This is a genomic window from Enterobacter sp. BIDMC 26 (genome assembly GCF_000534435.1).
Taxonomy (GTDB): Bacteria; Pseudomonadota; Gammaproteobacteria; order Enterobacterales; family Enterobacteriaceae; genus Enterobacter; species Enterobacter ludwigii.
On sequence record NZ_KI973182.1, the window covers coordinates 3,514,070 to 3,538,090 of the forward strand.

The 24,021-nt window shown below is 51.9% G+C and carries 39 protein-coding genes; 3 read left to right on the forward strand and 36 right to left on the reverse strand.

Annotated elements, in window-relative coordinates; all coding sequences use genetic code 11:
• Position 1 precedes the first annotated feature (1 nt).
• From rplO to rpsJ, 21 genes are all read right to left on the reverse strand, one after another.
• Entirely contained in the window at positions 2-436 is a 435-nt protein-coding gene (gene rplO / locus L462_RS06845) for a 50S ribosomal protein L15 (RefSeq protein WP_003863304.1), read from the reverse strand.
• Positions 437-439: 3 nt separating this feature from the next.
• Positions 440-619, reverse strand: a complete 180-nt coding sequence (gene rpmD / locus L462_RS06840) for a 50S ribosomal protein L30 (protein ID WP_003863301.1) — start codon at positions 617-619, stop codon at positions 440-442.
• A 6-nt stretch (positions 620-625) separates the two neighbouring features.
• Positions 626-1,126 (reverse strand): 30S ribosomal protein S5, encoded by a 501-nt coding sequence (gene rpsE, locus L462_RS06835; protein WP_003863299.1) that lies wholly within the window; start codon positions 1,124-1,126, stop codon positions 626-628.
• 14 nt (positions 1,127-1,140) lie between these two features.
• Complete coding sequence (gene rplR / locus L462_RS06830; RefSeq protein ID WP_013099023.1) at positions 1,141-1,494, reverse strand: 50S ribosomal protein L18; 354 nt, start codon at positions 1,492-1,494, stop codon at positions 1,141-1,143.
• A 9-nt stretch (positions 1,495-1,503) separates the two neighbouring features.
• A complete protein-coding gene (rplF, locus tag L462_RS06825; protein ID WP_003863296.1) occupies positions 1,504-2,037 on the reverse strand; it encodes a 50S ribosomal protein L6 in 534 nt (177 codons plus the stop codon).
• 12 nt (positions 2,038-2,049) lie between these two features.
• Positions 2,050-2,442 carry a 30S ribosomal protein S8 gene (gene rpsH, locus L462_RS06820; protein WP_006178918.1) on the reverse strand — a complete coding sequence of 131 codons (393 nt, stop codon included), beginning with the start codon at positions 2,440-2,442 and terminating at the stop codon, positions 2,050-2,052.
• Between the two features lie 30 nt (positions 2,443-2,472).
• Positions 2,473-2,778, reverse strand: coding sequence for a 30S ribosomal protein S14 (rpsN, locus tag L462_RS06815; protein ID WP_003863291.1), 306 nt, complete (start codon positions 2,776-2,778; stop codon positions 2,473-2,475).
• Between the two features lie 14 nt (positions 2,779-2,792).
• Positions 2,793-3,332 carry a 50S ribosomal protein L5 gene (gene rplE, locus L462_RS06810; RefSeq protein ID WP_001096206.1) on the reverse strand — a complete coding sequence of 180 codons (540 nt, stop codon included), beginning with the start codon at positions 3,330-3,332 and terminating at the stop codon, positions 2,793-2,795.
• Positions 3,333-3,346: 14 nt separating this feature from the next.
• Entirely contained in the window at positions 3,347-3,661 is a 315-nt protein-coding gene (rplX, locus tag L462_RS06805) for a 50S ribosomal protein L24 (protein ID WP_000729185.1), read from the reverse strand.
• Positions 3,662-3,671: 10 nt separating this feature from the next.
• Positions 3,672-4,043 carry a 50S ribosomal protein L14 gene (gene rplN, locus L462_RS06800; RefSeq protein WP_002919748.1) on the reverse strand — a complete coding sequence of 124 codons (372 nt, stop codon included), beginning with the start codon at positions 4,041-4,043 and terminating at the stop codon, positions 3,672-3,674.
• A gap of 166 nt (positions 4,044-4,209) precedes the next feature.
• On the reverse strand, positions 4,210-4,464 hold the full coding sequence (gene rpsQ / locus L462_RS06795) for a 30S ribosomal protein S17 (RefSeq protein WP_008503489.1): 255 nt from the start codon (positions 4,462-4,464) through the stop codon (positions 4,210-4,212).
• Positions 4,464-4,655, reverse strand: a complete 192-nt coding sequence (gene rpmC / locus L462_RS06790; RefSeq protein WP_003863282.1) for a 50S ribosomal protein L29 — start codon at positions 4,653-4,655, stop codon at positions 4,464-4,466. Before rpmC ends, rpsQ begins: the two co-directional genes overlap by 1 nt.
• A complete protein-coding gene (gene rplP, locus L462_RS06785) occupies positions 4,655-5,065 on the reverse strand; it encodes a 50S ribosomal protein L16 (protein ID WP_002919759.1) in 411 nt (136 codons plus the stop codon). The genes rpmC and rplP overlap by 1 nt, the downstream gene beginning before the upstream one ends.
• A gap of 12 nt (positions 5,066-5,077) precedes the next feature.
• The gene (gene rpsC, locus L462_RS06780; RefSeq protein WP_000529945.1) at positions 5,078-5,779 is read right to left on the reverse strand and encodes a 30S ribosomal protein S3; all 702 of its coding nucleotides are present in this window, start codon (positions 5,777-5,779) and stop codon (positions 5,078-5,080) included.
• Between the two features lie 17 nt (positions 5,780-5,796).
• Positions 5,797-6,129, reverse strand: coding sequence for a 50S ribosomal protein L22 (rplV, locus tag L462_RS06775; protein WP_002919773.1), 333 nt, complete (start codon positions 6,127-6,129; stop codon positions 5,797-5,799).
• A 14-nt stretch (positions 6,130-6,143) separates the two neighbouring features.
• Entirely contained in the window at positions 6,144-6,422 is a 279-nt protein-coding gene (gene rpsS, locus L462_RS06770) for a 30S ribosomal protein S19 (RefSeq protein ID WP_001138117.1), read from the reverse strand.
• A 16-nt stretch (positions 6,423-6,438) separates the two neighbouring features.
• Positions 6,439-7,260, reverse strand: a complete 822-nt coding sequence (gene rplB / locus L462_RS06765) for a 50S ribosomal protein L2 (protein ID WP_000301859.1) — start codon at positions 7,258-7,260, stop codon at positions 6,439-6,441.
• 17 nt (positions 7,261-7,277) lie between these two features.
• On the reverse strand, positions 7,278-7,580 hold the full coding sequence (gene rplW / locus L462_RS06760; RefSeq protein ID WP_000617546.1) for a 50S ribosomal protein L23: 303 nt from the start codon (positions 7,578-7,580) through the stop codon (positions 7,278-7,280).
• Positions 7,577-8,182 (reverse strand): 50S ribosomal protein L4, encoded by a 606-nt coding sequence (rplD, locus tag L462_RS06755; RefSeq protein WP_000424395.1) that lies wholly within the window; start codon positions 8,180-8,182, stop codon positions 7,577-7,579. The genes rplW and rplD overlap by 4 nt, the downstream gene beginning before the upstream one ends.
• Before the next feature lie 10 nt (positions 8,183-8,192).
• A complete protein-coding gene (gene rplC / locus L462_RS06750) occupies positions 8,193-8,822 on the reverse strand; it encodes a 50S ribosomal protein L3 (RefSeq protein ID WP_006178923.1) in 630 nt (209 codons plus the stop codon).
• A gap of 32 nt (positions 8,823-8,854) precedes the next feature.
• The gene (rpsJ, locus tag L462_RS06745; RefSeq protein WP_001181005.1) at positions 8,855-9,166 is read right to left on the reverse strand and encodes a 30S ribosomal protein S10; all 312 of its coding nucleotides are present in this window, start codon (positions 9,164-9,166) and stop codon (positions 8,855-8,857) included.
• Between the two features lie 379 nt (positions 9,167-9,545).
• Between rpsJ and L462_RS06740 the strand changes: the two genes are divergently transcribed.
• Complete coding sequence (locus L462_RS06740; RefSeq protein WP_032679089.1) at positions 9,546-10,019, forward strand: prepilin peptidase; 474 nt, start codon at positions 9,546-9,548, stop codon at positions 10,017-10,019.
• On the opposite strand, the gene bfr is transcribed toward L462_RS06740, so the two are convergent.
• From bfr to fkpA, 11 genes are all read right to left on the reverse strand, one after another.
• Positions 10,003-10,479: a bacterioferritin gene (gene bfr / locus L462_RS06735; protein ID WP_014171902.1), complete on the reverse strand. Its 477-nt coding sequence runs from the start codon at positions 10,477-10,479 to the stop codon at positions 10,003-10,005. The two genes, L462_RS06740 and bfr, sit on opposite strands and share 17 nt — an antisense overlap.
• A 72-nt stretch (positions 10,480-10,551) precedes the next feature.
• Positions 10,552-10,746: a bacterioferritin-associated ferredoxin gene (gene bfd, locus L462_RS06730; RefSeq protein WP_008503493.1), complete on the reverse strand. Its 195-nt coding sequence runs from the start codon at positions 10,744-10,746 to the stop codon at positions 10,552-10,554.
• A gap of 179 nt (positions 10,747-10,925) precedes the next feature.
• Positions 10,926-12,110, reverse strand: coding sequence for an elongation factor Tu (tuf, locus tag L462_RS06725; protein WP_023323999.1), 1,185 nt, complete (start codon positions 12,108-12,110; stop codon positions 10,926-10,928).
• 69 nt (positions 12,111-12,179) lie between these two features.
• Positions 12,180-14,294: an elongation factor G gene (fusA, locus tag L462_RS06720; protein WP_014171904.1), complete on the reverse strand. Its 2,115-nt coding sequence runs from the start codon at positions 14,292-14,294 to the stop codon at positions 12,180-12,182.
• A gap of 96 nt (positions 14,295-14,390) precedes the next feature.
• Positions 14,391-14,861, reverse strand: coding sequence for a 30S ribosomal protein S7 (gene rpsG / locus L462_RS06715; RefSeq protein ID WP_003861706.1), 471 nt, complete (start codon positions 14,859-14,861; stop codon positions 14,391-14,393).
• Between the two features lie 96 nt (positions 14,862-14,957).
• On the reverse strand, positions 14,958-15,332 hold the full coding sequence (gene rpsL, locus L462_RS06710) for a 30S ribosomal protein S12 (RefSeq protein WP_000246815.1): 375 nt from the start codon (positions 15,330-15,332) through the stop codon (positions 14,958-14,960).
• 124 nt (positions 15,333-15,456) lie between these two features.
• Positions 15,457-15,744: a sulfurtransferase complex subunit TusB gene (gene tusB, locus L462_RS06705; protein ID WP_014171906.1), complete on the reverse strand. Its 288-nt coding sequence runs from the start codon at positions 15,742-15,744 to the stop codon at positions 15,457-15,459.
• A gap of 7 nt (positions 15,745-15,751) precedes the next feature.
• Positions 15,752-16,111, reverse strand: a complete 360-nt coding sequence (tusC, locus tag L462_RS06700) for a sulfurtransferase complex subunit TusC (RefSeq protein ID WP_032679090.1) — start codon at positions 16,109-16,111, stop codon at positions 15,752-15,754.
• Positions 16,111-16,497: a sulfurtransferase complex subunit TusD gene (gene tusD, locus L462_RS06695; RefSeq protein WP_014171908.1), complete on the reverse strand. Its 387-nt coding sequence runs from the start codon at positions 16,495-16,497 to the stop codon at positions 16,111-16,113. Before tusD ends, tusC begins: the two co-directional genes overlap by 1 nt.
• The gene (locus L462_RS06690; protein WP_014171909.1) at positions 16,497-17,219 is read right to left on the reverse strand and encodes a helix-turn-helix transcriptional regulator; all 723 of its coding nucleotides are present in this window, start codon (positions 17,217-17,219) and stop codon (positions 16,497-16,499) included. The genes tusD and L462_RS06690 overlap by 1 nt, the downstream gene beginning before the upstream one ends.
• A gap of 166 nt (positions 17,220-17,385) precedes the next feature.
• Complete coding sequence (gene fkpA, locus L462_RS06685; protein WP_014171910.1) at positions 17,386-18,207, reverse strand: FKBP-type peptidyl-prolyl cis-trans isomerase; 822 nt, start codon at positions 18,205-18,207, stop codon at positions 17,386-17,388.
• Between the two features lie 237 nt (positions 18,208-18,444).
• Here fkpA and L462_RS06680 point away from each other — a divergent pair, with 237 nt between their 5' ends.
• Complete coding sequence (locus L462_RS06680; protein WP_020884603.1) at positions 18,445-18,663, forward strand: protein SlyX; 219 nt, start codon at positions 18,445-18,447, stop codon at positions 18,661-18,663.
• 54 nt (positions 18,664-18,717) lie between these two features.
• Here the strand turns inward: L462_RS06680 and slyD are convergent, their stop codons facing one another.
• From slyD to kefG, 4 genes are all read right to left on the reverse strand, one after another.
• Positions 18,718-19,308 (reverse strand): peptidylprolyl isomerase, encoded by a 591-nt coding sequence (gene slyD, locus L462_RS06675; protein WP_014171912.1) that lies wholly within the window; start codon positions 19,306-19,308, stop codon positions 18,718-18,720.
• A gap of 94 nt (positions 19,309-19,402) precedes the next feature.
• On the reverse strand, positions 19,403-19,603 hold the full coding sequence (locus L462_RS06670) for a YheV family putative zinc ribbon protein (protein WP_013099038.1): 201 nt from the start codon (positions 19,601-19,603) through the stop codon (positions 19,403-19,405).
• A gap of 13 nt (positions 19,604-19,616) precedes the next feature.
• Positions 19,617-21,422 (reverse strand): glutathione-regulated potassium-efflux system protein KefB, encoded by a 1,806-nt coding sequence (gene kefB / locus L462_RS06665; RefSeq protein ID WP_020884602.1) that lies wholly within the window; start codon positions 21,420-21,422, stop codon positions 19,617-19,619.
• Positions 21,422-21,973: a glutathione-regulated potassium-efflux system ancillary protein KefG gene (kefG, locus tag L462_RS06660; RefSeq protein ID WP_020884601.1), complete on the reverse strand. Its 552-nt coding sequence runs from the start codon at positions 21,971-21,973 to the stop codon at positions 21,422-21,424. The genes kefB and kefG overlap by 1 nt, the downstream gene beginning before the upstream one ends.
• 138 nt (positions 21,974-22,111) lie before the next feature.
• Between kefG and L462_RS06655 the strand changes: the two genes are divergently transcribed.
• Complete coding sequence (locus L462_RS06655; RefSeq protein WP_020884600.1) at positions 22,112-24,016, forward strand: ABC transporter ATP-binding protein; 1,905 nt, start codon at positions 22,112-22,114, stop codon at positions 24,014-24,016.
• Positions 24,017-24,021 lie beyond the last annotated feature (5 nt).

Below are 24,021 nucleotides of genomic sequence, written 5' to 3' on the forward strand. Positions count from 1 at the left end.
CTTATTCCTCAATTTTACCGCCAGCGGCTTCGATAGCAGCACGAGCACCTTTAGTAACACGCAGGCCACGAACAGTTACCGGAGTAGAAACTTCACCAGCCAGGATCACTTTCGCGAACTCGATCTGGATACCGATAATGTTTGCCGCTTTCAGCGTGTTCAGGTCTACAACGCCGCCTTCAACTTTCGCCAGGTCAGACAGACGGATTTCCGCTGTAATCGCTGCTTTGCGAGAAGTGAAGCCGAACTTCGGCAGACGACGGTACAGTGGCATCTGGCCACCCTCGAAACCGCGACGTACGCCACCGCCAGAACGAGAGTTCTGACCTTTGTGACCACGACCACCGGTTTTGCCGAGGCCAGAACCGATACCACGACCCAGGCGTTTACCCGCCTTTTTAGAGCCTTCGGCCGGAGACAGAGTATTTAAACGCATCTCTTACTCCTCAACTTTAACCATGAAGTAAACCGCGTTGACCATACCACGAACAGCGGGAGTATCCTCACGCTCAACGGTATGACCAATACGACGCAGACCCAGGCCAAGCAGCGTTGCCTTGTGTTTCGGCAGACGACCGATTGCACTGCGGGTTTGAGTGATTTTAATAGTCTTTGCCATGGTCAATTACCCCAGAATTTCTTCAACGGATTTACCACGCTTGGCAGCGACCATTTCTGGAGAATTCATATTTTCCAGGCCATCAATAGTTGCACGAACCACGTTAATCGGGTTGGTGGAACCGTATGCTTTAGCCAGAACGTTATGAACCCCAGCAACTTCCAGAACGGCGCGCATTGCACCACCGGCGATGATACCGGTACCTTCTGAAGCTGGCTGCATGAATACACGAGAACCCGTATGAACACCTTTAACTGGGTGCTGCAGGGTACCGTTGTTCAGCGCGACGTTAATCATATTGCGACGGGCTTTTTCCATCGCTTTCTGGATCGCTGCTGGAACTTCACGCGCTTTACCGTAACCAAAACCAACGCGACCGTTACCATCGCCAACTACAGTCAGAGCTGTGAAGGAGAAAATACGACCACCTTTAACGGTTTTAGATACGCGGTTAACCGCGATCAGCTTTTCCTGCAGTTCGCCAGCCTGTTTTTCGATGTGAGCCATCTTACACCTCTACCTTAGAACTGAAGGCCAGCTTCACGGGCAGCATCTGCCAGTGCCTGGACACGACCATGATATTGGAACCCGGAACGGTCAAAGGAAACATTGCTGATGCCTTTTTCCAGAGCGCGTTCTGCAACAGCTTTACCTACAGCTGCAGCGGCGTCTTTGTTACCGGTGTACTTCAATTGCTCTGCAATAGCTTTTTCTACAGTAGAAGCAGCTACCAGAACTTCAGAACCGTTTGGTGCAATGACCTGTGCGTAAATATGACGCGGGGTACGATGTACCACCAGGCGAGTTGCACCCAGCTCTTTGAGCTTGCGGCGTGCGCGGGTCGCACGACGGATACGAGCAGATTTCTTATCCATAGTGTTACCTTACTTCTTCTTAGCCTCTTTGGTACGCACGACTTCGTCGGCGTAACGAACACCCTTGCCTTTATAAGGCTCAGGACGACGGTAGGCGCGCAGATCTGCTGCAACCTGACCGATCAGCTGTTTATCAGCGCCTTTCAGCACGATTTCAGTCTGGGTCGGACATTCTGCAGTGATACCGGCCGGCAGCGGATGCTCAACAGGGTGTGAGAAGCCCAGAGACAGGCCTACTGCATTCCCTTTGATAGCTGCACGATAACCTACACCAACCAGTTGAAGCTTTTTAGTGAAGCCTTCGGTAACACCAACAACCATTGAGTTCAGCAGGGCACGCGCGGTACCAGCCTGAGCCCATCCATCCACGAAACCATCACGTGGACCGAAGGTCAGAGCATTATCTGCATGTTTAACTTCAACAGCTTTGTTGAGGGTACGAGTCAGCTCGCCGTTTTTACCTTTGATCGTAATAACCTGACCGTCGATTTTTACATCAACGCCGGCAGGAATAACGACCGGTGCTTTAGCAACACGAGACATTCTTTCCTCCGATTAGGCTACGTAGCAGATAATTTCGCCACCAAGACCAGCCTGGCGCGCTGCACGATCAGTCATAACACCTTTAGAGGTAGAAACAACTGCGATACCAAGACCAGCCATAACTTTAGGCAGCTCATCTTTTTTCTTATAGATGCGCAGACCTGGGCGGCTGACACGCTGAATGCTTTCTACAACAGCTTTACCCTGGAAATACTTGAGAGTAAGTTCCAGTTCCGGCTTGGTGTCGCCTTCAACTTTAAAATCTTCGATAAAACCTTCTTCCTTCAGCACGTTGGCAATTGCCACTTTCAGCTTGGCGGAAGGCATGGTGACCGCAACTTTGTTCGCGGCCTGACCGTTACGGATACGGGTCAGCATATCCGCGATCGGATCTTGCATGCTCATCTGTCTTTACTCCCGTGATTCAATTGGTAATTACCAGCTAGCCTTTTTCAAGCCTGGTACTTCACCGCGCATGGCGGCTTCACGCAGTTTGATACGGCTCAACCCAAACTTGCCCACATAACCATGTGGACGACCTGTTTGACGACAGCGGTTACGCTGACGAGACGGGCTGGAATCACGCGGCAGAGACTGCAGCTTGAGAACCGCATTCCAACGATCTTCGTCGGAAGCGTTCACATCAGAAATGATCGCTTTCAGTTCAGCGCGTTTAGCGAAGAATTTATCAGCTAAAGCTACGCGTTTTACTTCGCGTGCTTTCATTGATTGCTTAGCCATTCAGTAACCCTACCTTACTTGCGGAACGGGAAGTCAAAGGCAGCCAGCAGAGCACGGCCTTCTTCATCAGATTTCGCAGTAGTGGTAATGGTAATATCCAAACCACGCACGCGGTCGACTTTATCGTAGTCGATCTCTGGGAAGATGATCTGCTCACGGACACCCATGCTGTAGTTACCACGACCGTCGAAAGACTTAGCGGACAAGCCACGGAAGTCACGGATACGTGGTACAGCAATAGTGATCAGGCGCTCAAAGAACTCCCACATGCGTTCGCCACGCAGAGTTACTTTACAGCCGATCGGATAGCCCTGACGGATTTTGAAGCCTGCAACAGATTTGCGTGCTTTGGTGATCAGCGGTTTTTGACCGGAGATTGCTGTCAGGTCAGCTGCTGCGTTATCCAGCAGTTTCTTGTCAGCGATCGCTTCACCAACACCCATGTTCAGGGTGATCTTCTCGACCCGAGGGACTTGCATGACAGAATTGTAGTTAAACTCAGTCATGAGTTTGTTAACTACTTCGTCTTTGTAGTAATCATGCAGTTTCGCCATCGTACTACTCCAAATTACTTGATAGTTTCGCTGTTAGACTTGAAGAAACGGACTTTTTTCCCGTCTTCGAATCTAAAGCCTACACGGTCAGCCTTGCCGGTTGCCGCATTGAAGATTGCAACGTTAGAAACCTGAATAGCAGCTTCTTTTTCAACGATGCCGCCTGGTTGGTTCAGTGCCGGAACCGGCTTCTGATGTTTCTTAACCAGGTTGATACCTTCAACAATGACCTTGCCGGAAGACAGGACATTTTTTACTTTACCGCGTTTACCTTTATCTTTACCGGTTAACACGATAACTTCGTCATCACGACGGATTTTCGCTGCCATGATTCGCTCCTTAGAGTACTTCTGGTGCCAGAGAGATAATTTTCATGAACTTTTCAGTACGAAGTTCACGAGTTACCGGCCCAAAGATACGCGTGCCGATTGGCTGCTCACTGTTATTGTTCAAAATAACGCATGCATTACCATCGAAGCGAATGACAGAACCGTCAGGGCGACGAACACCCTTCTTGGTGCGCACCACTACCGCTTTCAGCACATCACCTTTTTTGACCTTACCACGTGGAATTGCTTCTTTGATGGTGATCTTGATGATGTCGCCTACGCCTGCGTAGCGACGGTGCGAGCCACCCAGAACCTTGATACACATTACGCGACGTGCACCGGAGTTGTCGGCGACGTTCAGCATAGTCTGTTCTTGGATCATTTTAGTGCTCCGCTAATGTCAACTACTACCTGAGACTCTAAAATCAGAGCCGTTAAAAAGCCCCATATCGAGGGCGCGGCATTATAACACCGCTTCTACAATATGGGTAGAAAAAATAAACGGCTCATCGCTGAGCCGTTTATTCGTATTGAGAATGCGTACTCTATTACAGAACCGCTTTCTCTACAACGCGAACCAGCGTCCAGGACTTAGTCTTGGACAGTGGACGGCATTCACGGATTTCAACCTTGTCGCCGATACCACATTCGTTGTTCTCGTCATGTACGTGCAGTTTGGTCGTACGTTTGATGAATTTACCGTAGATCGGGTGTTTCACAATACGTTCGATAGCTACAACGATGGATTTCTCCATTTTGTCGCTAACAACACGACCTTGCAGAGTACGGATTTTATCGGTCATTACGCACCCGCCTTCTGAGTCAGTAAAGTCTTAACGCGCGCAACATTGCGACGCACTTGCTTCAGCAGGTGAGTCTGTTGCAGCTGGCCACTTGCAGCCTGCATACGCAGGTTGAACTGCTCACGCAGCAGGTTCAGCAGCTCAGCGTTCAGCTCTTCAACGCTTTTTTCACGCAGCTCTTTTGCTTTCATTACATCACCGTCTTAGTTACAAAGGTGGTTTTGATAGGCAGTTTCGCTGCTGCCAGGCCGAAGGCTTCACGGGCCAGCTCTTCCGGAACGCCGTCCATTTCATAAAGGACTTTGCCCGGTTGGATCAAGGCAACCCAGTACTCCACGTTACCTTTACCTTTACCCATACGAACTTCCAGCGGCTTCTCGGTGATCGGTTTGTCCGGGAATACACGGATCCAGATCTTACCTTGACGCTTAACTGCACGGGTCATTGCACGACGTGCTGCTTCGATCTGACGTGCAGTCAGACGACCACGGCCAACAGCTTTCAGACCGAAAGTGCCGAAGCTAACATCCGTACCCTGCGCCAGACCACGGTTGCGGCCTTTGTGCACTTTACGGAATTTTGTACGCTTTGGTTGTAACATCAGCGACGCTCCTTATTTACGGCCTTTACGCTGCTGCTTTTTAGGTTGAGCAGCCGGTTTTTCCGGTTGTTCAACAGCAGCCATACCACCCAGGATCTCACCTTTGAAGATCCATACCTTAACGCCGATTACACCGTAAGTGGTGTGCGCTTCAGAGGTGTTGTAGTCGATGTCAGCACGCAGAGTGTGCAGCGGTACGCGACCTTCGCGGTACCATTCGGTACGTGCGATTTCCGCGCCGCCCAGACGGCCGCTAACTTCAACTTTGATACCCTTAGCGCCCAGACGCATTGCGTTCTGTACAGCACGCTTCATAGCACGACGGAACATAACACGACGTTCCAGCTGTGAAGTGATGCTGTCAGCAACCAATTTAGCGTCCAGTTCAGGCTTACGAACTTCAGCGATATTGATCTGTGCAGGAACGCCAGCGATATCCGCTACGACCTTGCGCAGTTTTTCTACGTCTTCGCCTTTCTTACCGATAACGATGCCAGGACGAGCAGTGTGAATGGTTACACGAATGCTCTTAGCTGGACGCTCGATAACGATACGAGATACAGACGCTTTAGCCAGTTCCTTAGTCAGGTACTGACGTACTTTAAAATCGCTGTCCAGGTTGTCAGCGAATTCTTTGGTGTTCGCAAACCAGGTAGAGTTCCATGGTTTTACAATACCCAGGCGAATACCATTAGGATGTACTTTCTGACCCATTGCTAGTCTCCAGAGTCTCAGCGATCGGACACAACCACAGTAATGTGGCTGGTGCGCTTCAGGATGCGATCTGCACGACCTTTCGCACGCGGCATAATGCGCTTCATGCTTGGGCCTTCATCTACGAAAATTTTCGCGACTTTCAGATCGTCGATGTCAGCGCCATCGTTGTGTTCAGCGTTAGCAATGGCAGATTCCAGTACTTTCTTGACCAATACCGCAGCTTTCTTGTTGGTATAGGTCAGGATGTCCAGGGCCTGCGACACTTTCTTACCGCGAATCAGGTCAGCAACAAGGCGAACCTTCTGAGCAGAAGAACGAGCATGGCGATGTTGAGCTAAAGTTTCCATCTCTTCCTCCTACCTTATTTCTTCTTCGCTTTTTTATCAGCAGCGTGGCCGCGATAAGTACGAGTCGGTGCGAATTCACCCAGTTTGTGACCAACCATTTCGTCGGTAACAAAGACTGGAACGTGCTGACGACCATTATGGACAGCGATGGTCAAACCGATCATGTTAGGAAAGATCGTTGAACGACGGGACCAAGTGCGCAGGGGCTTCTTGTCTCCGCTTTCCACCGCTTTCTCTACCTTCTTCAGCAAGTGCAGGTCAATAAAAGGACCTTTCTTGAGAGAACGTGGCATGGCTTATCCTCTAAAATTATTTGCTACGGCGACGTACGATAAATTTATCAGTACGCTTGTTGCTGCGGGTCTTCTTACCTTTGGTCTGAACGCCCCACGGAGTTACCGGGTGCTTACCAAAGTTACGACCTTCACCACCACCATGTGGGTGGTCTACTGGGTTCATCGCAGTACCGCGAACGGTAGGACGAACACCACGCCAGCGTGCAGCACCAGCTTTACCCAGAACGCGCAGCATATGCTCAGCATTGCCAACTTCGCCCAGAGTAGCGCGGCAATCTGCTTCGACTTTACGCATTTCACCAGAACGCAGACGCAGGGTGACATAAGCACCGTCACGAGCAACGATCTGAACGTAAGTACCCGCGGAACGCGCCAGCTGACCGCCTTTACCTGGTTTCATTTCTACGTTATGAACGGTAGAACCAACCGGGATATTGCGCATCGGCAGGGTGTTGCCTGCTTTGATTGCAGCATCAACGCCAGACTGAATCTGGTCGCCAGCTTTCAGGCCTTTAGGGGCCAGGATGTAACGGCGTTCACCGTCTTTGTACAGAACCAGCGCGATGTTCGCGGAACGGTTCGGATCGTACTCAAGACGTTCAACAACTGCTGGGATACCGTCTTTGTTGCGTTTGAAGTCAACAATACGATAAGCCTGCTTGTGGCCACCACCGATGTGACGAGTGGTGATACGGCCATTGTTGTTACGACCACCGGATTTGCTGTTTTTTTCCAGCAACGGAGCAAAAGGTTTGCCCTTGTGCAGCTCAGGGTTAACCACTTTAACTACGTGGCGACGACCCGGAGATGTCGGTTTACATTTAACAACTGCCATTGTATTACTCCTCCGACTTACTCAGCGCCGCCAACGAAGTCCAGGTTCTGGCCTTCTTTAAGGGTGACGTAAGCTTTTTTCCAGTCGCTACGACGACCGATACGCTGTCCGTGACGTTTAACTTTCCCTTTAACAACCAGGGTGTTAACGACTTCGACTTCGACTTCAAACAGTTTCTGCACAGCAGCTTTGATCTCTGCTTTGGTCGCGTCTTTAGCAACTTTGAGAACGATGGTGTTTGTTTTTTCCATCGCAGTAGACGCTTTTTCAGAAACGTGCGGTGCGCGAAGCACCTTCAGCAGACGTTCTTCACGAATCATGCCAGCATCTCCTCAACTTGCTTAACAGCATCAGCAGTCATTACGACTTTGTCGAAGGCGATCAGGCTAACCGGGTCGATACCAGTCGCATCGCGTACGTCAACCTTGTGCAGGTTACGTGCGGCCAGGAACAGGTTCTCGTCCAGCTCACCGGTGATGATCAGCACATCTTCCAGAGCCATGTCTTTCAGTTTCTGTGCCAGCAGCTTAGTTTTAGGCGCTTCTACAGAGAACTTCTCGACAACGATCAGACGATCCTGACGTACCAGTTCGGACAGAATGCTTTTCAGCGCGCCGCGGTACATCTTTTTGTTAACTTTTTGACTGTGGTCCTGTGGACGCGCAGCGAAGGTCACGCCACCTGAACGCCAGATCGGGCTCTTGATAGAACCTGAACGCGCACGGCCGGTACCTTTCTGGCGCCATGGCTTTTTGCCAGAACCAGTTACTTCAGCACGAGTCTTCTGAGCACGAGTACCCTGACGAGCACCAGCTGCATAAGCAACAACAACCTGGTGAACCAGCGCTTCGTTGAAATCACGACCGAAGGTAGTTTCGGAAACAGTCAGCGCGCTCTGCGCGTCTTTCAATACTAATTCCATTGCTATCCCCTTACGCCTTCACAGCTGGTTTAACGATCAGGTCGCTACCGGTAGCACCCGGAACAGCACCCTTAACCAGCAGCAGGTTGCGCTCAGCGTCAACACGTACTACGTCCAGGCTCTGAACGGTTACACGTTCGTTACCCAGCTGACCTGCCATTTTCTTGCCTTTGAACACTTTGCCCGGAGTCTGGTTCTGACCGATAGAACCCGGAACGCGGTGAGACAAGGAGTTACCGTGAGTAGCGTCCTGGGTACGGAAGTTCCAGCGCTTAACGGTACCAGCAAAACCTTTACCTTTAGAGGTACCGGTTACGTCAACTTTTTTAACGTCAGCAAACAGCTCAACGCTAATGTCTTGACCTACGGTGAACTCTTCGCCTTCAGCAAGACGGAATTCCCACAGACCACGGCCAGCTTCAACGCCAGCTTTAGCGAAGTGACCCGCTTCTGGTTTGGTTACACGGTTAGCTTTTTTAGCACCGGTGGTAACCTGAACAGCGCGGTAGCCATCGTTAGCCAGATCTTTAACCTGAGTAACGCGGTTTGCTTCAACTTCGATTACGGTTACTGGGATAGAAACGCCATCTTCAGTGAAGATGCGGGTCATTCCCACTTTTTTACCGACTAAACCAATCATTGTTTCAACCTCTCAATCGCTCGATGACCTGATTAACCCAGGCTGATCTGCACGTCTACACCGGCAGCCAGATCCAGACGCATCAGAGCATCAACGGTTTTCTCAGTTGGCTCAACGATGTCAACCAGACGCTTGTGAGTGCGGATTTCGTACTGATCACGCGCATCTTTGTTAACGTGCGGAGAGATCAGAACGGTAAAGCGCTCTTTGCGGGTCGGCAGCGGGATCGGACCACGGACTTGCGCACCAGTGCGCTTAGCAGTCTCGACGATTTCCGCGGTTGATTGATCGATCAGACGATGATCAAACGCTTTAAGGCGGATACGGATTCTTTGGTTCTGCATGAGACCAGAGCTCCAATTATTTTATAAACGAAAATGATTACTCCTCAAACCCATTACGATTGATGGGAGAGTGTAACCGTTCTTACGTAGCTCCCCGATTGGGAGCATTGTTGAGTAACAAAATTAGCTACTCCGGTTCAGATTGAACCCGCCGTCAACTACGACAAGCCCGCGCATTATACGTAAATCTGAGCAAGACGCAAGTGCCGTTTAGAAATTAAGCGCCAAAGACATGCGATGCGTAGGGCATTCCATTATTTGCAGCAACCTGTCTGCTTTCATCTCTTCTTATGAACCCCTCACGCAATTCCTGTGTTCGGACGTTGATGGCCTTGCATCATGAGAAGAGTATGCACCAAACATCTTTGAGGCTTTGCGTATGCTGACTCCCCTCCCCTTTCTGCTCGTTTACTTCACACTCTCCGGTTTACTGGTACGTGAAGATATTCGTGCCGGCCTTCTCCCGGATAAATACCTCTGTCCCCTCTTATGGACCGGCCTGCTCTTCCAGCGTTGCCTTCATCCTGACTTTCTTTCGAACGCAGTGACTGGCGCGATGGCAGGGTATGTGAGCTTTGCGATTATCTACTGGGGCTACCGGTTTCTGACTGGACGTGAAGGGATGGGCTATGGCGATGTGAAATATCTTTCGGCACTGGGGGCGTGGCACGGTTGGCACATATTGCCCGCACTGGTGTTAACCGCCGCATTGGTGGCGCTTCTTTACCAGCTCATTCTCTCTTTACCGGCTCCTGATAAACAGGCATTAAAAAACCCACTGCCTTTTGGGCCATTTCTGGCGGCAGCGGGTTTAAGCGTTGGCTGGCAGACGCTGTTTAGTCAGCCACTTTAATCTGGGATTGAAGATAATTCTGCAGACCAATTTTACTGATGAGATCCAGCTCAGTTTCAAGCCAGTCGATGTGCCCTTCTTCATCGGCCAGAATCTGGATCATCATATCGCGGCTGACGTAGTCATGAACACTGTCCGCATAGGCAATGGCTTCGCGGAGATCTTTTGCGCCTTCAAGCTCGAGCCTGAGGTCGGACCGAAGCATCTCTTCAACATCTTCACCGATGCCGAGTTTGCCGAGATCCTGCAGGTTAGGAATGCCTTCAAGGAATAAAATACGCTCGATGTATTTATCGGCATGTTTCATCTCATCGATGGATTCGTGGTATTCAACATCGTTGAGGCGCATCAGGCCCCAGTTTTTGAACATTCTCGCATGGAGAAAATACTGATTGATCGCGACAAGCTCATTTCCCAATAATTTATTGAGATAACTTATGATTTTAACATCACCTTTCATTATATAGTCCCTCCGCTTCCACTCATTGAAGCGTAGATCGGGCTACAGGGATGTCAAAAAAAAGATGGGCGCTTACGCAATCTCTTTGTATTCCGGGATCTGCATCAATTCGTCCTGCATGATCTCACGTGCAGCACGTACACATTTACCGCATTGATTTCCCACTGGAACAAATTTGCGAAGCTGCTGGAAGGACTGTGGCTGAAACTGGCGAACGGCCTGACGTATTTTTTTGTCACTTACACCATTACATAAACAAACGTACATAAAGACTCCCGTTCAAAATATGCGCAAAGTGTAAGTGAGAATGGTTATGATTACAATAGCACAAACACCCGTATACGGGGCGGGAGAGGACGAAAAATGCGAAAATTTGTGACAGACACATAACGGCAGAAAACAAAAAAGGACGCCGAAGCGTCCTTTTTTAATTCAGGGATAAGTAATTAGCCCAGAACTTTAGCAACAACGCCCGCGCCAACGGTACGGCCGCCTTCACGGATTGCGAAACGCAGACCGTCGTCCATCGCGATTGGGTGGATCAGAGTCACAACCATCTTGATGTTGTCGCCTGGCATTACCATCTCAACGCCTTCTGGCAGTTCGATGGTACCGGTCACGTCAGTTGTACGGAAGTAGAACTGTGGACGGTAGCCTTTGAAGAACGGAGTATGACGGCCGCCTTCGTCTTTGGACAGGATATACACTTCAGATTCGAACTTGGTGTGTGGCTTGATTGAGCCTGGCTTAGCCAGTACCTGACCACGTTCGATTTCTTCACGTTTGATACCACGCAGCAGAACACCTACGTTCTCACCAGCACGGCCTTCGTCCAGCAGTTTGCGGAACATTTCAACGCCAGTACAGGTAGACTTAGCAGTCTCTTTGATACCAACGATTTCAACTTCTTCGCCAACTTTGATGATACCGCGCTCAACACGACCGGTAACAACGGTACCACGACCGGAGATGGAGAATACGTCTTCGATTGGCAGCAGGAACGGCTTGTCGATCGCACGCTCTGGTTCTGGGATGTAAGAATCCAGGAAGCCAGCCAGTTCGATGATTTTCGCTTCCCACTCAGCGTCGCCTTCCAGCGCTTTCAGCGCGGAACCACGAACGATTGGAGTGTCGTCGCCTGGGAAATCGTACTGAGACAGCAGTTCACGAACTTCCATCTCTACCAGTTCCAGCAGCTCTTCGTCATCAACCATGTCACATTTGTTCAGGAACACGATGATGTAAGGAACGCCTACCTGACGACCCAGCAGGATGTGCTCACGAGTCTGAGGCATTGGGCCGTCAGTCGCAGCAACAACCAGGATCGCGCCGTCCATCTGCGCAGCACCGGTGATCATGTTTTTAACATAGTCGGCGTGGCCTGGGCAGTCTACGTGTGCGTAGTGGCGAGTCGGGGTGTCATATTCAACGTGAGAAGTGTTGATGGTGATACCACGCGCTTTTTCTTCTGGTGCGTTATCGATCTGGTCGAATGCACGAGCAGCACCGCCGTAGGTTTTAGCCAGAACGGTAGTGATTGCAGCGGTCAGGGTAGTTTTACCATGGTCAACGTGGCCGATAGTACCAACGTTGACGTGCGGTTTTGTACGTTCAAATTTTTCTTTAGACACGGCTATATTCCTTACTATAGTGCTCTCCCCTTCGGAGAGAGCACGGGACTTAGGTTTTAATCCTGTGGATTACTTACCACGGGCTTCGATAACGGCCTGAGCAACGTTGTTAGGCGCATCATCATACTTCAGGAATTCCATGGTGTATGATGCACGACCTTTGGTCAGAGAACGCAGCTGAGTTGCATATCCGAACATTTCAGACAGCGGAACTTCAGCATGGATCTTAACGCCAGTTACTTCGGATTCCTGACCGCGCAGCATACCGCGACGACGGCTCAAGTCACCGATAACGTCACCGGTGTTCTCTTCAGGAGTCTCTACTTCAACCTTCATGATTGGCTCAAGCAGAACTGGTTTTGCTTTCTTAAAGCCTTCTTTAAAGGCAATAGACGCAGCCAGTTTAAACGCCAGTTCAGAGGAGTCAACGTCGTGGTAAGAACCGAAGTGCAGACGGACACCCATGTCAACAACCGGATAGCCAGCCAGAGGGCCCGCTTTCAGCTGTTCCTGGATACCTTTATCAACGGCTGGGATGTATTCGCCAGGAATTACACCACCTTTGATGTCGTTGATGAACTCGTAACCTTTAGGGTTAGAGCCCGGCTCCAGTGGGTACATGTCGATCACAACGTGACCGTACTGACCGCGACCACCAGACTGCTTAGCGTGTTTACCTTCAACATCGGTAACTTTCGCACGAATCGCTTCGCGGTAAGCAACCTGAGGTTTACCCACGTTCGCTTCAACGTTGAATTCACGCTTCATACGGTCAACGATGATGTCCAGGTGCAGTTCACCCATACCAGCGATGATGGTCTGGTTAGATTCTTCATCAGTCCATACGCGGAATGATGGGTCTTCTTTCGCCAGACGGCCCAGAGCCAGACCCATTTTTTCCTGGTCAGCTTTGGTTTTTGGTTCAACCGCGATGGAGATTACCGGCTCAGGGAATTCCATACGCTCCAGAATGATCGGGTGATCCGGGTCACACAGGGTGTCACCAGTAGTCACGTCTTTCAGACCGATTGCTGCAGCGATGTCGCCCGCACGAACTTCTTTGATCTCTTCACGTTTGTTAGCGTGCATCTGTACGATACGGCCAAAACGTTCACGCGCCGTTTTCACGGAGTTCAGGATGGTGTCACCGGAGTTAACCACACCAGAGTAAACGCGGAAGAAGGTCAGGTTACCCACGAATGGGTCGGTAGCAATTTTGAACGCCAGTGCAGAGAACGGCTCTTCGTCGCTTGCGTGACGTTCAGCCGGAGTATCTTTACCGTCGTCCAGGATGCCGTTGATCGCAGGAACGTCAACCGGGGATGGCAGGTAATCAATTACCGCATCCAGCATCGCCTGAACACCTTTGTTCTTGAATGCAGAACCACAGGTTACCAGGATGATTTCGTTGTTCAGAACACGCTGACGCAGAGCTTTTTTGATCTCTTCTTCAGTCAGTTCTTCACCACCCAGGTATTTCTCCATCAGCTCTTCAGAAGCTTCAGCAGCGGATTCGATCAGGTTCTGGTGCCATTCGTCAGCCAGGTCCTGCATCTCAGCTGGGATATCTTCGTATTCGAAGGTAACGCCCTGGTCTGCATCGTTCCAGTTGATGGCTTTCATTTTCACCAGGTCGATAACGCCGGTGAAGCCTTCTTCAGCACCAATTGCCAGCTGCAGCGGAACAGGGTTCGCGCCCAGACGGGATTTGATCTGACCAACAACTTTCAGGAAGTTAGCACCCATACGGTCCATTTTGTTAACGAACGCGATGCGTGGAACTTTATATTTGTTCGCCTGACGCCATACGGTCTCAGACTGTGGCTGAACACCACCAACTGCGCAATAAACCATTACCGCGCCGTCAAGAACACGCATGGAACGTTCTACTTCGATGGTGAAGTCAACGTGCCCTGGGGTGTCGATGATGTTAACGCGATGCGGTTCGTACTGCTTAGCCATACCTGACCAGAATGCAGTAGTCGCTGCGGAGGTGATAGTAATACCACGCTCCTGCTCCTGTTCCATCCAGTCCATGGTGGCTGCGCCGTCATGAACTTCACCGATTTTATGGTTTACACCGGTGTAGAACAGAATACGTTCGGTAGTAGTGGTCTTACCGGCGTCGATGTGCGCACTGATACCAATGTTACGGTAACGTGCGATGGGTGTTGTACGAGCCATTTGATTCCTCGTTTGTTTCTTTAGGCGTTCAGTTAAGTAACCCAGGACGGGCAGCTTCGCTGAAGCGCCCGCCTGGTGACTAATACTCCGAAGGGATTACCAACGGTAGTGTGCGAACGCCTTGTTGGCTTCTGCCATACGGTGAACGTCTTCACGTTTCTTAACTGCAGTACCTTTGTTTTCTGCAGCATCAGAAAGTTCGTTCGCCAGACGCAGAGCCATGGATTTATCACCGCGTTTACGAGCAGCTTCAACGATCCAACGCATTGCCAGAGCATTACGACGAACCGGACGAACTTCAACTGGAACCTGATAAGTAGAACCACCAACGCGGCGAGACTTAACTTCTACAGTCGGGCGCACGTTGTCGAGAGCGACTTCGAAAGCTTCCAGTTCATTTTTACCAGAGCGCTGAGCCAGGGTCTCCAGCGCGCTGTATACGATTGCTTCTGCAGTAGATTTTTTACCATCTACCATCAGGATATTTACAAATTTTGCCAGCAGTTCTGATCCGAATTTCGGATCTGGAAGAATTTTACGCTGACCAATGACGCGACGACGTGGCATGGGAATACTCCGTTGTTAATTCAGGATTGTCCAAAACTCTACGAGTTTAGTTTGACATTAAGATAAATCAGTTTGGCCTTACTTAACGGAGAACCATTAAGCCTTAGGACGCTTCACGCCGTACTTGGAGCGAGCCTGCTTACGGTCTTTAACACCTGAGCAGTCCAGCGCACCACGAACGGTGTGGTAACGAACACCCGGAAGGTCTTTAACACGACCGCCACGGATCAGGATCACGGAGTGCTCCTGCAGGTTGTGACCTTCACCACCGATGTAGGAAGTCACTTCGAAACCGTTAGTCAAACGCACACGGCATACTTTACGCAGTGCGGAGTTTGGTTTTTTAGGAGTGGTGGTATATACACGAGTACATACGCCACGTTTCTGCGGGCAGGCTTCCAGTGCAGGCACGTTGCTTTTTGCAACTTTGCGCGCACGTGGTTTGCGTACCAGCTGGTTAACTGTTGCCATTAAATAGCTCCTGGTTTTAGCTTTTGCTTCGTAAACACGTAATAAAACGACCTCATACAATATGAGGACGCGAAATTTTAGGGCTACGTCGAAAAGGTGTCAAGAAATATACAGCGATCTCGGATCACCAGTTCATTTGACTGGCGTGCGTCACAGTAAGATTGACGAAATCAGTATAGCCAACCACGTCAATTTTGGCTGAAATTTGACCAGAAAGACCTCGCGCCTCAAGATCGTCTTTCAGCGCAGAGACGGATATGGGGGCATTGCTGAGAATTTCAACGAAACGACTCCCTTCAAGCGCAGCCAGTACGCCATCCTGAATCAGCAGCAGGTCATCACCTTCGCGCAGCATGCTCAGTAATGCGTCGATATCACAATGCCACGGTGAACGGCTCAGGGTATGGAGCATGTCAGCCTCAGAAATTCAGAACAGTGTCGTAATGGGAAAGTTGGTCGCGCAGCGCGTCGGCCGGGAGGAGTGTTACATCCAGCACGAAAGACGTCTTATTGCTCAGACCGCGCGCAGCCAGAGAATCAGCGCAGACAAAAAAGGTTTCAATGTCGTAAAGCGGCAGCACTTTAAAGGTCGCGATGTAATCCCGCGCCAGAATAGCCTGCGGCTGCTGGCCTGCCAGAAGCTGAAACACGCCATCCCCTAAAAAGAAGACACCGATGTCTTCGGTCAGCGCTGATGTTGCGAGCAACGCATCCAGCCCTTCTCTGCCGGACGCACTACCGTGCGGAGCAGATGAAAAAACAAACGCCACGCGTTTCATCAGAATTGCACCACTCTGTCGCAGGTTAACGCAGCCTGTGCCAGTGCGCCCAGACCGCTCAACGAAAACCCCGGCTGCAGGTTGGCCCCTGGCAAGCCAAGACGTTCAGCTTCGGTGGCATCGGTCACGCCGCGACGCAGGGCTGCCGCCACGCAGATATGCAGCGCAACCCCCCTTGTCTCGTTCAGCGTCTGCCAGGCGCGCACCAGATCAAATTCATCGCTGGCCGGTGAGGTAAACTGGTTGGCGTTATACACCCCTTCCCGATAAAAGAAGACGCTCACCAGCTCATGTCCGGCAGCCAGTAACGCATGCGCAAACTGCAGCGCGCTGCTGGCCTGCTGAGTACCATATGCCGGGCCTGTCACCATCAGCGAAAAACGCATTACTTGTCTTGCCCCTGGAAATCACCGCTTTTGAACTGGCGGATGTAGAGGTAGACCGTATGCTTGGAAATGTTCAGGCGATCGGCCACCTGGTTAATGGCGTCTTTGATGTCAAAAATCCCTTTCTCATAGAGATTCAGCACGATCTGACGATTCTTGGCGTTGTTCGATACGTTGCGATCGGCATTCACCTCTTCGATAGTGAACTCAAGCGTCTGCGTCACCAGATCTTCAACCGAGGAGGCAAAGTTAACTGAGGAGCCAACGTCCGGCGTTTCAGGCGGTATGAAAGTGCTCATGATTTGCGAGAACGGCACATCAAGGTTCATGTTGATGCACAACAGACCGATCACGCGATGCTCGCGATTTCGAATCGCGATGGTTTCTGATTTCATCAGTACGCCGCTTTTGGCGCGGGTGAAATAACATTTGGAGACGCTGCTGTCCGCGCCGGTCATGTCATGCAGCATACGCAATGCAAGGTCGGTGATTGGCGAACCAATTTTACGGCCAGTATGCTCACCATTAGCAATGCGGATGGCGGAACACTTAAGATCTTGCAGGGAGTGCAATACGATTTCGCAGTGGGACCCAATGAGCATCGCTAACCCGTCCACTACCGCCTCGTAGGATTTCAGAATATCGAAGTCGGTCTGGTCGAAAGGACGTTGATCCAGTAAATCAAGTTCACTGGTTTCGTTGGTTAAAAGCGACCTGGACATGAAAAAAACACTCCTTTTCAGGAGCCTGTCGTTAGGTTTTCAGGGCAGGCTCATTATCTACACGGACAACTAAATTAATACAGCGTGCATAACGCTTTCCAGTGTTAATTATATCTGCCCCACAATAAAAAAAACCGCCGCCTTAAAGGCGGCGGTTTTCATTCCATTACTTCTTCGCGTCTGTCGCAGCTTTCTGTTCTGCCTGCGCTTCTGGTTTCGCATCAGCTTTCGGCGCTGGTTTGATGTCCAGCAGCTCTACGTCAAAGACCAGGGTAGAGTTAGCAGGGATACCTGGAACGCCGGTTTTGCCATATGCCAGATCCGGTGGAATAACCAGTTTGATCTTGCCACCTTTCTTGATGTTTTTCAGACCTTCAGTCCAGCCTGGGATCACACCATCCAGACGGAAGGAGAGAGGCTCACCACGGGTGTAAGAGTTATCGAACTCTTTACCGTCGATCAGCGTACCTTTGTAGTTAACCACGACAGTATCGCTGTCTTTAGGCGCATCACCGGTACCTTCTTTCTCAACTTTGTACACCAGACCCGTAGAGGAGGTTTTCACGCCCTTCTCTTTAGCAAAGGTATCGCGGTAGGCTTTGCCTTTCGCTTCGTTGTCTTTTGCATCCGCTTCCATCTTAGTCTGAGCGGCACCTTTCACACGTGCTTCGAACGCCTGCAGAGTCTGTTCAATTTCCTGGTCAGACAGTTTGCTCTTATCTGCAAATGCGTCCTGAACGCCCGCGATCAGCTGAGCTTTGTCCAGTTTAATGCCCAGTTTCTCTTGTTCTTTCAGAGAGTTTTCCATGTAACGACCCAGAGATGCGCCAAGTGCGTAGGCGGATTTCTGGTCGTCATTTTTGAACGCCGCTTTGCTGTCTGCAGTTGCAGCAGGCTTCGCAGCAGTATCAGCAGCGAAGGACAGCGGCGCGTTCAGCGCAACAGCCATCGTCGTCGCCAGCAGCGTTACTTTAAACAGTGATTTCATCCATATCTCCAGGGCCTGGGGACTCTCACCCCAGCGTTAAACGTAAATGAGTTACGTACTATAAAACGTTGCGGAAGAAATCTACAGACAGACTCTCCCGATTCTCGCCACTTTTCAGACTATTTTTGTTTAAATAAGTTTCTTGCCAAGGGGATAGATACTGAACTTAAGGATAAACTCAGTTAAACTTCGCCGCCGCTGGCCGATTGTGGTTAATGAGATACAACGAGGTGAATGATGAAGGACACAATGTTAGAAGCGAGAATGGCTGAGCTGGAAAGCCGCCTGGCTTTTCAGGACATCACCATCGAAGAGCTAAACCAGACCGTGACCGCACATGAACTGGAAATGGCGAAACTGCGGGATCTCATGCGCCTGCTGACGGACAAACTGAAGGCCACACAGCCGTCACATATTGCCTCTCAGTCAGAAGAGACGCCACCACCTCATTATTGAGGCGTAAAAAAAGCGGGATTATTATCCCGCTTTTTTATTTTCCGCATAACGGAATTAGTGGCAACCGCAGCCGCCGTTACCGCAACCACCTTTACCGTGGTCGTGACCATGGTCGTGATCGTGGCCGTGACCACCGCAGCAGCCGTCGTGGCCGTGATCGTGGTCATGGTCGTGACCGTGCGCACCGTGAACGTGGCCATGAGCCAGCTCTTCTTCGGTCGCTTCACGGATCGCAACAACTTCTACGTTGAATTTCAGGTTCTGGCCAGCCAGCATGTGGTTGCCGTCAACCACAACGTGGTCGTCTTCCACTTCAGTGATTTCAACAGGAACCGGACCCTGGTCAGTTTCCGCCAGGAAGCGCATGCCAACCTGCAGTTCGTCAACGCCCATGAACACGTCTTTAGGAACGCGCTGCACCAGGTTGTCGTCGTACTGACCGTAAGCGTCGTTCGCGCCAACAGCAACGTCGAATTTGTCGCCAACGTCGTGACCTTCCAGCGCGTTTTCCAGGCCGGAAATCAGGGAACCGTGACCATGCAGGTAGTCAAGCGGCGCACTCACCGGAGACTCATCAACCAACACACCGTCTTCTGTACGTACCTGATAGGCCAGGCTGACCACCAGGTCTTTTGCTACTTTCATGATATCTCCTGAGCAAGGGAAAATTGCTGGCGCAGATTGTAGCGGAAATCTGCACCCGTGTACCCTTTAGCTTAAAAAAACTCAGGGCATATCGCTAGTCCGGATGAAAAATCCCGATAACTTGCTCTTCTTTGCGAACATGATCGCGGGCTTCTTTATCCGCCTCGCGCATCTGATGACCGCACTTAACACACTCTACGACATCAATATTATTTTCCCGCCACATCGCCAGCGTATCTTGCGCCTGGCAGCTCGGGCATTTTGCGCCCGCAATAAAGCGTTTACGTACAGCCATCTTTCGTTACCCTTTATTCAAATTCATCCCAGCCATCGAGCTGGCGTCGTTCCTGTTGCATCTCTCGCTGGAAAATCTCTTCCAGCTCCCGACGCGCTTCCCGCACGCGGGAGATCTGCGCCGTATCAGAGTGTACCGGCATTAATTCGCGCAGCATTCGCATGTCCAGCCGGCGAAAATGCATCTGGGCCCGCTGAGCCTGATGAGGATGCATGCCCAGCGAAATCAGCGCTTTACGTCCCAACTCCAGCGCACTGGAAAATGTCTCACGGGAGAAGTGTTTCACACCTGCCTGCAGCAGTTCGTGCGCTTCAACACGTCCACGCGCACGCGCCAGAATATGCAGATGCGGGAAATGCTGCTGGCACAGTTCCACCAGTTTCATCGTATCTTCCGGATCGTTGCAGGTAATCACGATGGATTCTGCCGCTTCTGCTCCCGCTGAACGCAACAGTTCGAGCTGGGTCGCGTCGCCGTAGTAAACCTTGTAGCCGTATTTACGCATCAGGTTCACCGCGCTGATATCGCGCTCCAGCACCGTAATGCGCATTTTGTTCGCCATCAGCAGACGTCCAATCACCTGCCCAAAGCGGCCAAAGCCCACCACAATCACCTGCGGCTTATCATCCTCCACCCACGGCATCTCATCTTCATCCTCTGTCGGATTTAAGCGCCGTGAGAGCAGCTTATCCACCAGCCTGATGAGCAGCGGGGTGGTCATCATCGACAGCGTGACCGTTACCAGCAGCAGCGCCATCTGATCGTCTTTAAACAGCTTCTGGGAGGAGGCGGTGGAGAACAGCACGAACGCGAACTCTCCGCCCTGACTTAAGACGCTGGCAAACTGCATGCGCTCGGAACTGCGCAGCCCGTATATCCGTGCCATGACGTACAGCACCAGCGTTTTTACCGCCACCAGCACAACAACGCTCATCACCACCCACAGCAAATGGGTATAGAGCACGCCCAGGTTGAGCGCCATTCCCACCGAAATAAAGAACAGCCCTAACAGCAGCCCTTTAAACGGATCGATAGCCGTTTCCAGTTCGTGACGATATTCGCTTTCGGCAAGGAGCACCCCGGCGATAAACGTACCGAGCGCCATCGACAGCCCCAGCGCGTCCATAAACAATGCCGAGCCAAGCACCAGCAGCAGCGTCGCGGCAGTAAACACCTCGCGCACGCCAGAGGCGGCAATAAAACGAAACACCGGCCGCAGCAGGAAACGTCCGCCAATCAGCATGCCGGCGAAGGCCAGCACCTTCATGGAGATTTTGACCCAGTCAAAATGATCGTCACCAGAGCCTGCCAGTAACGGCACCAGTGCCAGCGCCGGGATCACGGCCAGGTCCTGAAACAGCAGTACCGAAAAGCCCAGCTGTCCTGCCTCGTTGCGGTTCATCCCTTTGTCACGCATTAACTGCAGCGCCATCGCTGTCGACGACATCGCAAGACCTATTCCGCCGATCACCGCCGCCTGCCACGAGAAGTTGGTCAGCATTAACAGCCCAGCCAGAATCGCGGCACTGAACAAGACCTGCGCCGCCCCCACGCCAAATATCGATCGCCGGAGCTGCCACAGTTTTGACGGGTTCAGTTCGAGGCCAATGATGAACATCAGGAACACCACGCCCAGTTCAGAGAAGTGGAGTATTTCATCCACATCGCTGATGAATCCCAGCCCCCAGGGGCCAATGGCGATCCCGGCCAGCAGGTAGCCCAGCACCGCGCCAATGCCCAGCCGGGCGGCCAGCGGAACCGCCACCACTGCGGCAAATAAAAACAGCACGCCGGCCAGGAGTAAATTCGATCCTTCCATTAGCGACCTCCCGCCGATATCGGTGATGCCAGCCAATCGCCATACGCTCTGGCGTGGCTCGCCAGCGCTTCAGGCTTCTGGCGACGCGCCCAGTAGACAATAATCGGGCTCATCCAGTGCATGCGGCACATCGCGGCCGTCAGCTCAAACGGCCGCAGGATATCGCTCATGGGATAACGGTTAAGACCGTCGTGGCGGTAAGCGCTCTCTGGCTCACCGGTCGTAATGACACTGCGCCAGTACTTTCCCGCCAGCTGGTTGCCCCCTACCCCGCTGGAGAACCCCCGGCTCAGCACACGGTCCAGCCACTCTTTCAGCAGTGCCGGACAGCTATAGGTATAAAGCGGATGCTGGAACACAATCACGTCATGCTGACGCAGCAGTTCCTGCTCGTAAGGAATATCAATAAAGAAATCAGGATAGTGCGCGTAGAGATCGTGCACCGTCACATTGCTGAGCTGAGTAGCCGGCTTAAGCAGAACCCGGTTTGCCACCGAGTCCTGAGATTCCGGATGGGCATACAGCAGCAGCACTTTCGCTGTCTGAGACATCACTCCCCTCCCGGTTCTGTTTCTGTTTTTGTGTATCGTCGTTGTTTTGGGCTACCATGGCGGCCCGGTGCGGAAAATGGCCCACACCTTACATTATCATAATGACAAATTAACATAGTCGGAACATACGGCGCTTCTATGATTGTTTTCTCCTCGTTACAAATTCGCCGCGGCGTGCGCGTCCTGCTGGATAACGCCTCCGCCACCATCAATCCCGGTCAAAAAGTGGGTCTGGTCGGCAAAAACGGCTGCGGAAAATCGACCCTGCTTGCGCTGCTGAAAAACGAGATTAGCGCTGACGGCGGTAACTTTACCTATCCGGGCAACTGGCAGCTTGCCTGGGTAAATCAGGAGACGCCTGCCCTGAGCGAACCCGCTCTCGACTATGTTATCGACGGCGATCGTGAATACCGTAAGCTGGAAGCTGAACTGAACGCCGCCAACGAGCGTAATGACGGTCATGCTATCGCCACCGTCCACGGTAAGCTGGACGCCATCGACGCATGGACCATTCGCTCCCGCGCCTCCAGCCTGCTGCACGGTCTGGGTTTCAGCAACGAACAGCTTGAACGCCCCGTCAGCGACTTCTCCGGCGGCTGGCGTATGCGCCTTAACCTGGCGCAGGCACTGATTTGCCGTTCCGACCTGCTGCTGCTTGATGAACCCACTAACCACCTCGATCTCGATGCGGTTATTTGGCTGGAGAAGTGGCTCAAGAGCTATCAGGGCACTCTGATTCTGATCTCCCACGACCGCGACTTCCTCGACCCGGTGGTGGATAAAATCATTCATATCGAACAGCAAAGCCTGTTTGAATACACCGGCAACTACAGCTCATTCGAGCGCCAGCGCGCGACGCGCCTTGCTCAACAGCAGGCGATGTACGAAAGCCAGCAGCAGCGCGTGGCGCATCTGCAAAGCTTTGTTGACCGCTTCAAGGCTAAAGCCTCTAAAGCCAAGCAGGCCCAGAGCCGCATCAAGATGCTGGAGCGCATGGAGATGATCGCCCCGGCGCACGTCGATAACCCGTTCCACTTCAGTTTTCGCGAGCCCGAGAGCCTGCCGAACCCACTGCTGAAGATGGAAAAGGTGAGCGCTGGCTACGGCGATCGCATTATTCTCGACTCCATCAAGCTCAACCTGGTGCCGGGTTCACGTATTGGTCTGCTGGGGCGTAACGGCGCCGGTAAATCGACGCTGATTAAACTGCTGGCGGGCGAGCTTAACCCGGTCAGCGGCGAGATCGGCCTGGCAAAAGGCATTAAGCTTGGCTACTTCGCCCAGCATCAGCTGGAATTCTTACGCGCGGATGAATCGCCCATCCAGCACCTCGCGCGACTGGCGCCGCAGGAGATGGAGCAGAAGCTGCGCGATTACCTTGGCGGCTTTGGCTTCCAGGGCGATAAAGTCACCGAAAACACCGAACGTTTCTCCGGCGGCGAAAAAGCGCGTCTGGTGCTGGCGCTCATCGTCTGGCAACGCCCGAACCTGCTGCTGCTCGATGAACCTACAAACCACCTCGATCTCGACATGCGTCAGGCGCTGACCGAAGCGTTAATTGAGTTTGAAGGCGCGCTGGTTGTCGTCTCGCACGATCGTCACCTGATCCGCTCCACAACGGACGATCTCTATTTAGTGCACGATGGCAAAGTCGAGCCGTTCGATGGCGATCTGGAAGACTACCAGCAGTGGCTGACGGACGTGCAGAAGCAGGAAAACCAGCCGGACGACTCGTCGAAAGATAACGCCAACAGCGCCCAGGCGCGTAAAGACCAGAAGCGCCGTGAAGCGGAACTGCGTACTCAGACCCAGCCGCTGCGTAAAGAGATTGCCCGTCTCGAAAAGGAGATGGAGAAACTTAACGCTCTGCTGGCTACCGTTGAAGAGAAGCTGGGCGACAGCGGTCTGTATGACCAGAGCCGTAAGGCGGAACTGACCGACTGCCTGCAGACACAGGCGAAGACGAAATCCAGCCTCGAAGCGTGCGAGATGGCGTGGCTGGACGCCCAGGAACAGCTGGAAGCCATGCTGCAGGCCGACTAAATCCC

Excerpts from the sequence above, each read along its gene's own strand:
- rpsL (WP_000246815.1), bottom strand. The coding sequence starts at position 15,332 with ATGGCAACAGTTAACCAGCTGGTACGCAAACCACGTGCGCGCAAAGTT.
- bfd (WP_008503493.1), bottom strand. The coding sequence starts at position 10,746 with ATGTACGTTTGTTTATGTAATGGTGTAAGTGACAAAAAAATACGTCAG.
- rpsH (WP_006178918.1), bottom strand. The coding sequence starts at position 2,442 with ATGAGCATGCAAGATCCGATCGCGGATATGCTGACCCGTATCCGTAAC.
- fusA (WP_014171904.1), bottom strand. The coding sequence starts at position 14,294 with ATGGCTCGTACAACACCCATCGCACGTTACCGTAACATTGGTATCAGT.
- tusB (WP_014171906.1), bottom strand. The coding sequence starts at position 15,744 with ATGCTCCATACCCTGAGCCGTTCACCGTGGCATTGTGATATCGACGCA.
- rpmC (WP_003863282.1), bottom strand. The coding sequence starts at position 4,655 with ATGAAAGCAAAAGAGCTGCGTGAAAAAAGCGTTGAAGAGCTGAACGCT.
- rpsS (WP_001138117.1), bottom strand. The coding sequence starts at position 6,422 with ATGCCACGTTCTCTCAAGAAAGGTCCTTTTATTGACCTGCACTTGCTG.
- tusD (WP_014171908.1), bottom strand. The coding sequence starts at position 16,497 with ATGCGTTTTTCGCTGATGGTGACAGGCCCGGCATATGGTACTCAGCAG.
- L462_RS06655 (WP_020884600.1), top strand. The coding sequence starts at position 22,112 with ATGATTGTTTTCTCCTCGTTACAAATTCGCCGCGGCGTGCGCGTCCTG.
- rplB (WP_000301859.1), bottom strand. The coding sequence starts at position 7,260 with ATGGCAGTTGTTAAATGTAAACCGACATCTCCGGGTCGTCGCCACGTA.
- slyD (WP_014171912.1), bottom strand. The coding sequence starts at position 19,308 with ATGAAAGTAGCAAAAGACCTGGTGGTCAGCCTGGCCTATCAGGTACGT.
- rplF (WP_003863296.1), bottom strand. The coding sequence starts at position 2,037 with ATGTCTCGTGTTGCTAAAGCACCGGTCGTTATTCCTGCCGGCGTTGAT.
- rpsC (WP_000529945.1), bottom strand. The coding sequence starts at position 5,779 with ATGGGTCAGAAAGTACATCCTAATGGTATTCGCCTGGGTATTGTAAAA.
- rpsE (WP_003863299.1), bottom strand. The coding sequence starts at position 1,126 with ATGGCTCACATCGAAAAACAGGCTGGCGAACTGCAGGAAAAGCTGATC.
- L462_RS06690 (WP_014171909.1), bottom strand. The coding sequence starts at position 17,219 with ATGTCCAGGTCGCTTTTAACCAACGAAACCAGTGAACTTGATTTACTG.
- rpsJ (WP_001181005.1), bottom strand. The coding sequence starts at position 9,166 with ATGCAGAACCAAAGAATCCGTATCCGCCTTAAAGCGTTTGATCATCGT.
- rplX (WP_000729185.1), bottom strand. The coding sequence starts at position 3,661 with ATGGCAGCGAAAATCCGTCGTGATGACGAAGTTATCGTGTTAACCGGT.
- tusC (WP_032679090.1), bottom strand. The coding sequence starts at position 16,111 with ATGAAACGCGTGGCGTTTGTTTTTTCATCTGCTCCGCACGGTAGTGCG.
- fkpA (WP_014171910.1), bottom strand. The coding sequence starts at position 18,207 with ATGAAATCACTGTTTAAAGTAACGCTGCTGGCGACGACGATGGCTGTT.
- rplN (WP_002919748.1), bottom strand. The coding sequence starts at position 4,043 with ATGATCCAAGAACAGACTATGCTGAACGTCGCCGACAACTCCGGTGCA.
- rpsQ (WP_008503489.1), bottom strand. The coding sequence starts at position 4,464 with ATGACCGATAAAATCCGTACTCTGCAAGGTCGTGTTGTTAGCGACAAA.
- rplP (WP_002919759.1), bottom strand. The coding sequence starts at position 5,065 with ATGTTACAACCAAAGCGTACAAAATTCCGTAAAGTGCACAAAGGCCGC.
- rplD (WP_000424395.1), bottom strand. The coding sequence starts at position 8,182 with ATGGAATTAGTATTGAAAGACGCGCAGAGCGCGCTGACTGTTTCCGAA.
- rplW (WP_000617546.1), bottom strand. The coding sequence starts at position 7,580 with ATGATTCGTGAAGAACGTCTGCTGAAGGTGCTTCGCGCACCGCACGTT.
- kefG (WP_020884601.1), bottom strand. The coding sequence starts at position 21,973 with ATGTCTCAGACAGCGAAAGTGCTGCTGCTGTATGCCCATCCGGAATCT.
- rpsG (WP_003861706.1), bottom strand. The coding sequence starts at position 14,861 with ATGCCACGTCGTCGCGTCATTGGTCAGCGTAAAATTCTTCCAGATCCG.
- rplR (WP_013099023.1), bottom strand. The coding sequence starts at position 1,494 with ATGGATAAGAAATCTGCTCGTATCCGTCGTGCGACCCGCGCACGCCGC.
- L462_RS06740 (WP_032679089.1), top strand. The coding sequence starts at position 9,546 with ATGCTGACTCCCCTCCCCTTTCTGCTCGTTTACTTCACACTCTCCGGT.
- L462_RS06670 (WP_013099038.1), bottom strand. The coding sequence starts at position 19,603 with ATGGCTGTACGTAAACGCTTTATTGCGGGCGCAAAATGCCCGAGCTGC.
- rplC (WP_006178923.1), bottom strand. The coding sequence starts at position 8,822 with ATGATTGGTTTAGTCGGTAAAAAAGTGGGAATGACCCGCATCTTCACT.
- rplV (WP_002919773.1), bottom strand. The coding sequence starts at position 6,129 with ATGGAAACTTTAGCTCAACATCGCCATGCTCGTTCTTCTGCTCAGAAG.
- rpmD (WP_003863301.1), bottom strand. The coding sequence starts at position 619 with ATGGCAAAGACTATTAAAATCACTCAAACCCGCAGTGCAATCGGTCGT.
- L462_RS06680 (WP_020884603.1), top strand. The coding sequence starts at position 18,445 with ATGAAGGACACAATGTTAGAAGCGAGAATGGCTGAGCTGGAAAGCCGC.
- bfr (WP_014171902.1), bottom strand. The coding sequence starts at position 10,479 with ATGAAAGGTGATGTTAAAATCATAAGTTATCTCAATAAATTATTGGGA.
- rpsN (WP_003863291.1), bottom strand. The coding sequence starts at position 2,778 with ATGGCTAAGCAATCAATGAAAGCACGCGAAGTAAAACGCGTAGCTTTA.
- kefB (WP_020884602.1), bottom strand. The coding sequence starts at position 21,422 with ATGGAAGGATCGAATTTACTCCTGGCCGGCGTGCTGTTTTTATTTGCC.
- rplE (WP_001096206.1), bottom strand. The coding sequence starts at position 3,332 with ATGGCGAAACTGCATGATTACTACAAAGACGAAGTAGTTAACAAACTC.
- rplO (WP_003863304.1), bottom strand. The coding sequence starts at position 436 with ATGCGTTTAAATACTCTGTCTCCGGCCGAAGGCTCTAAAAAGGCGGGT.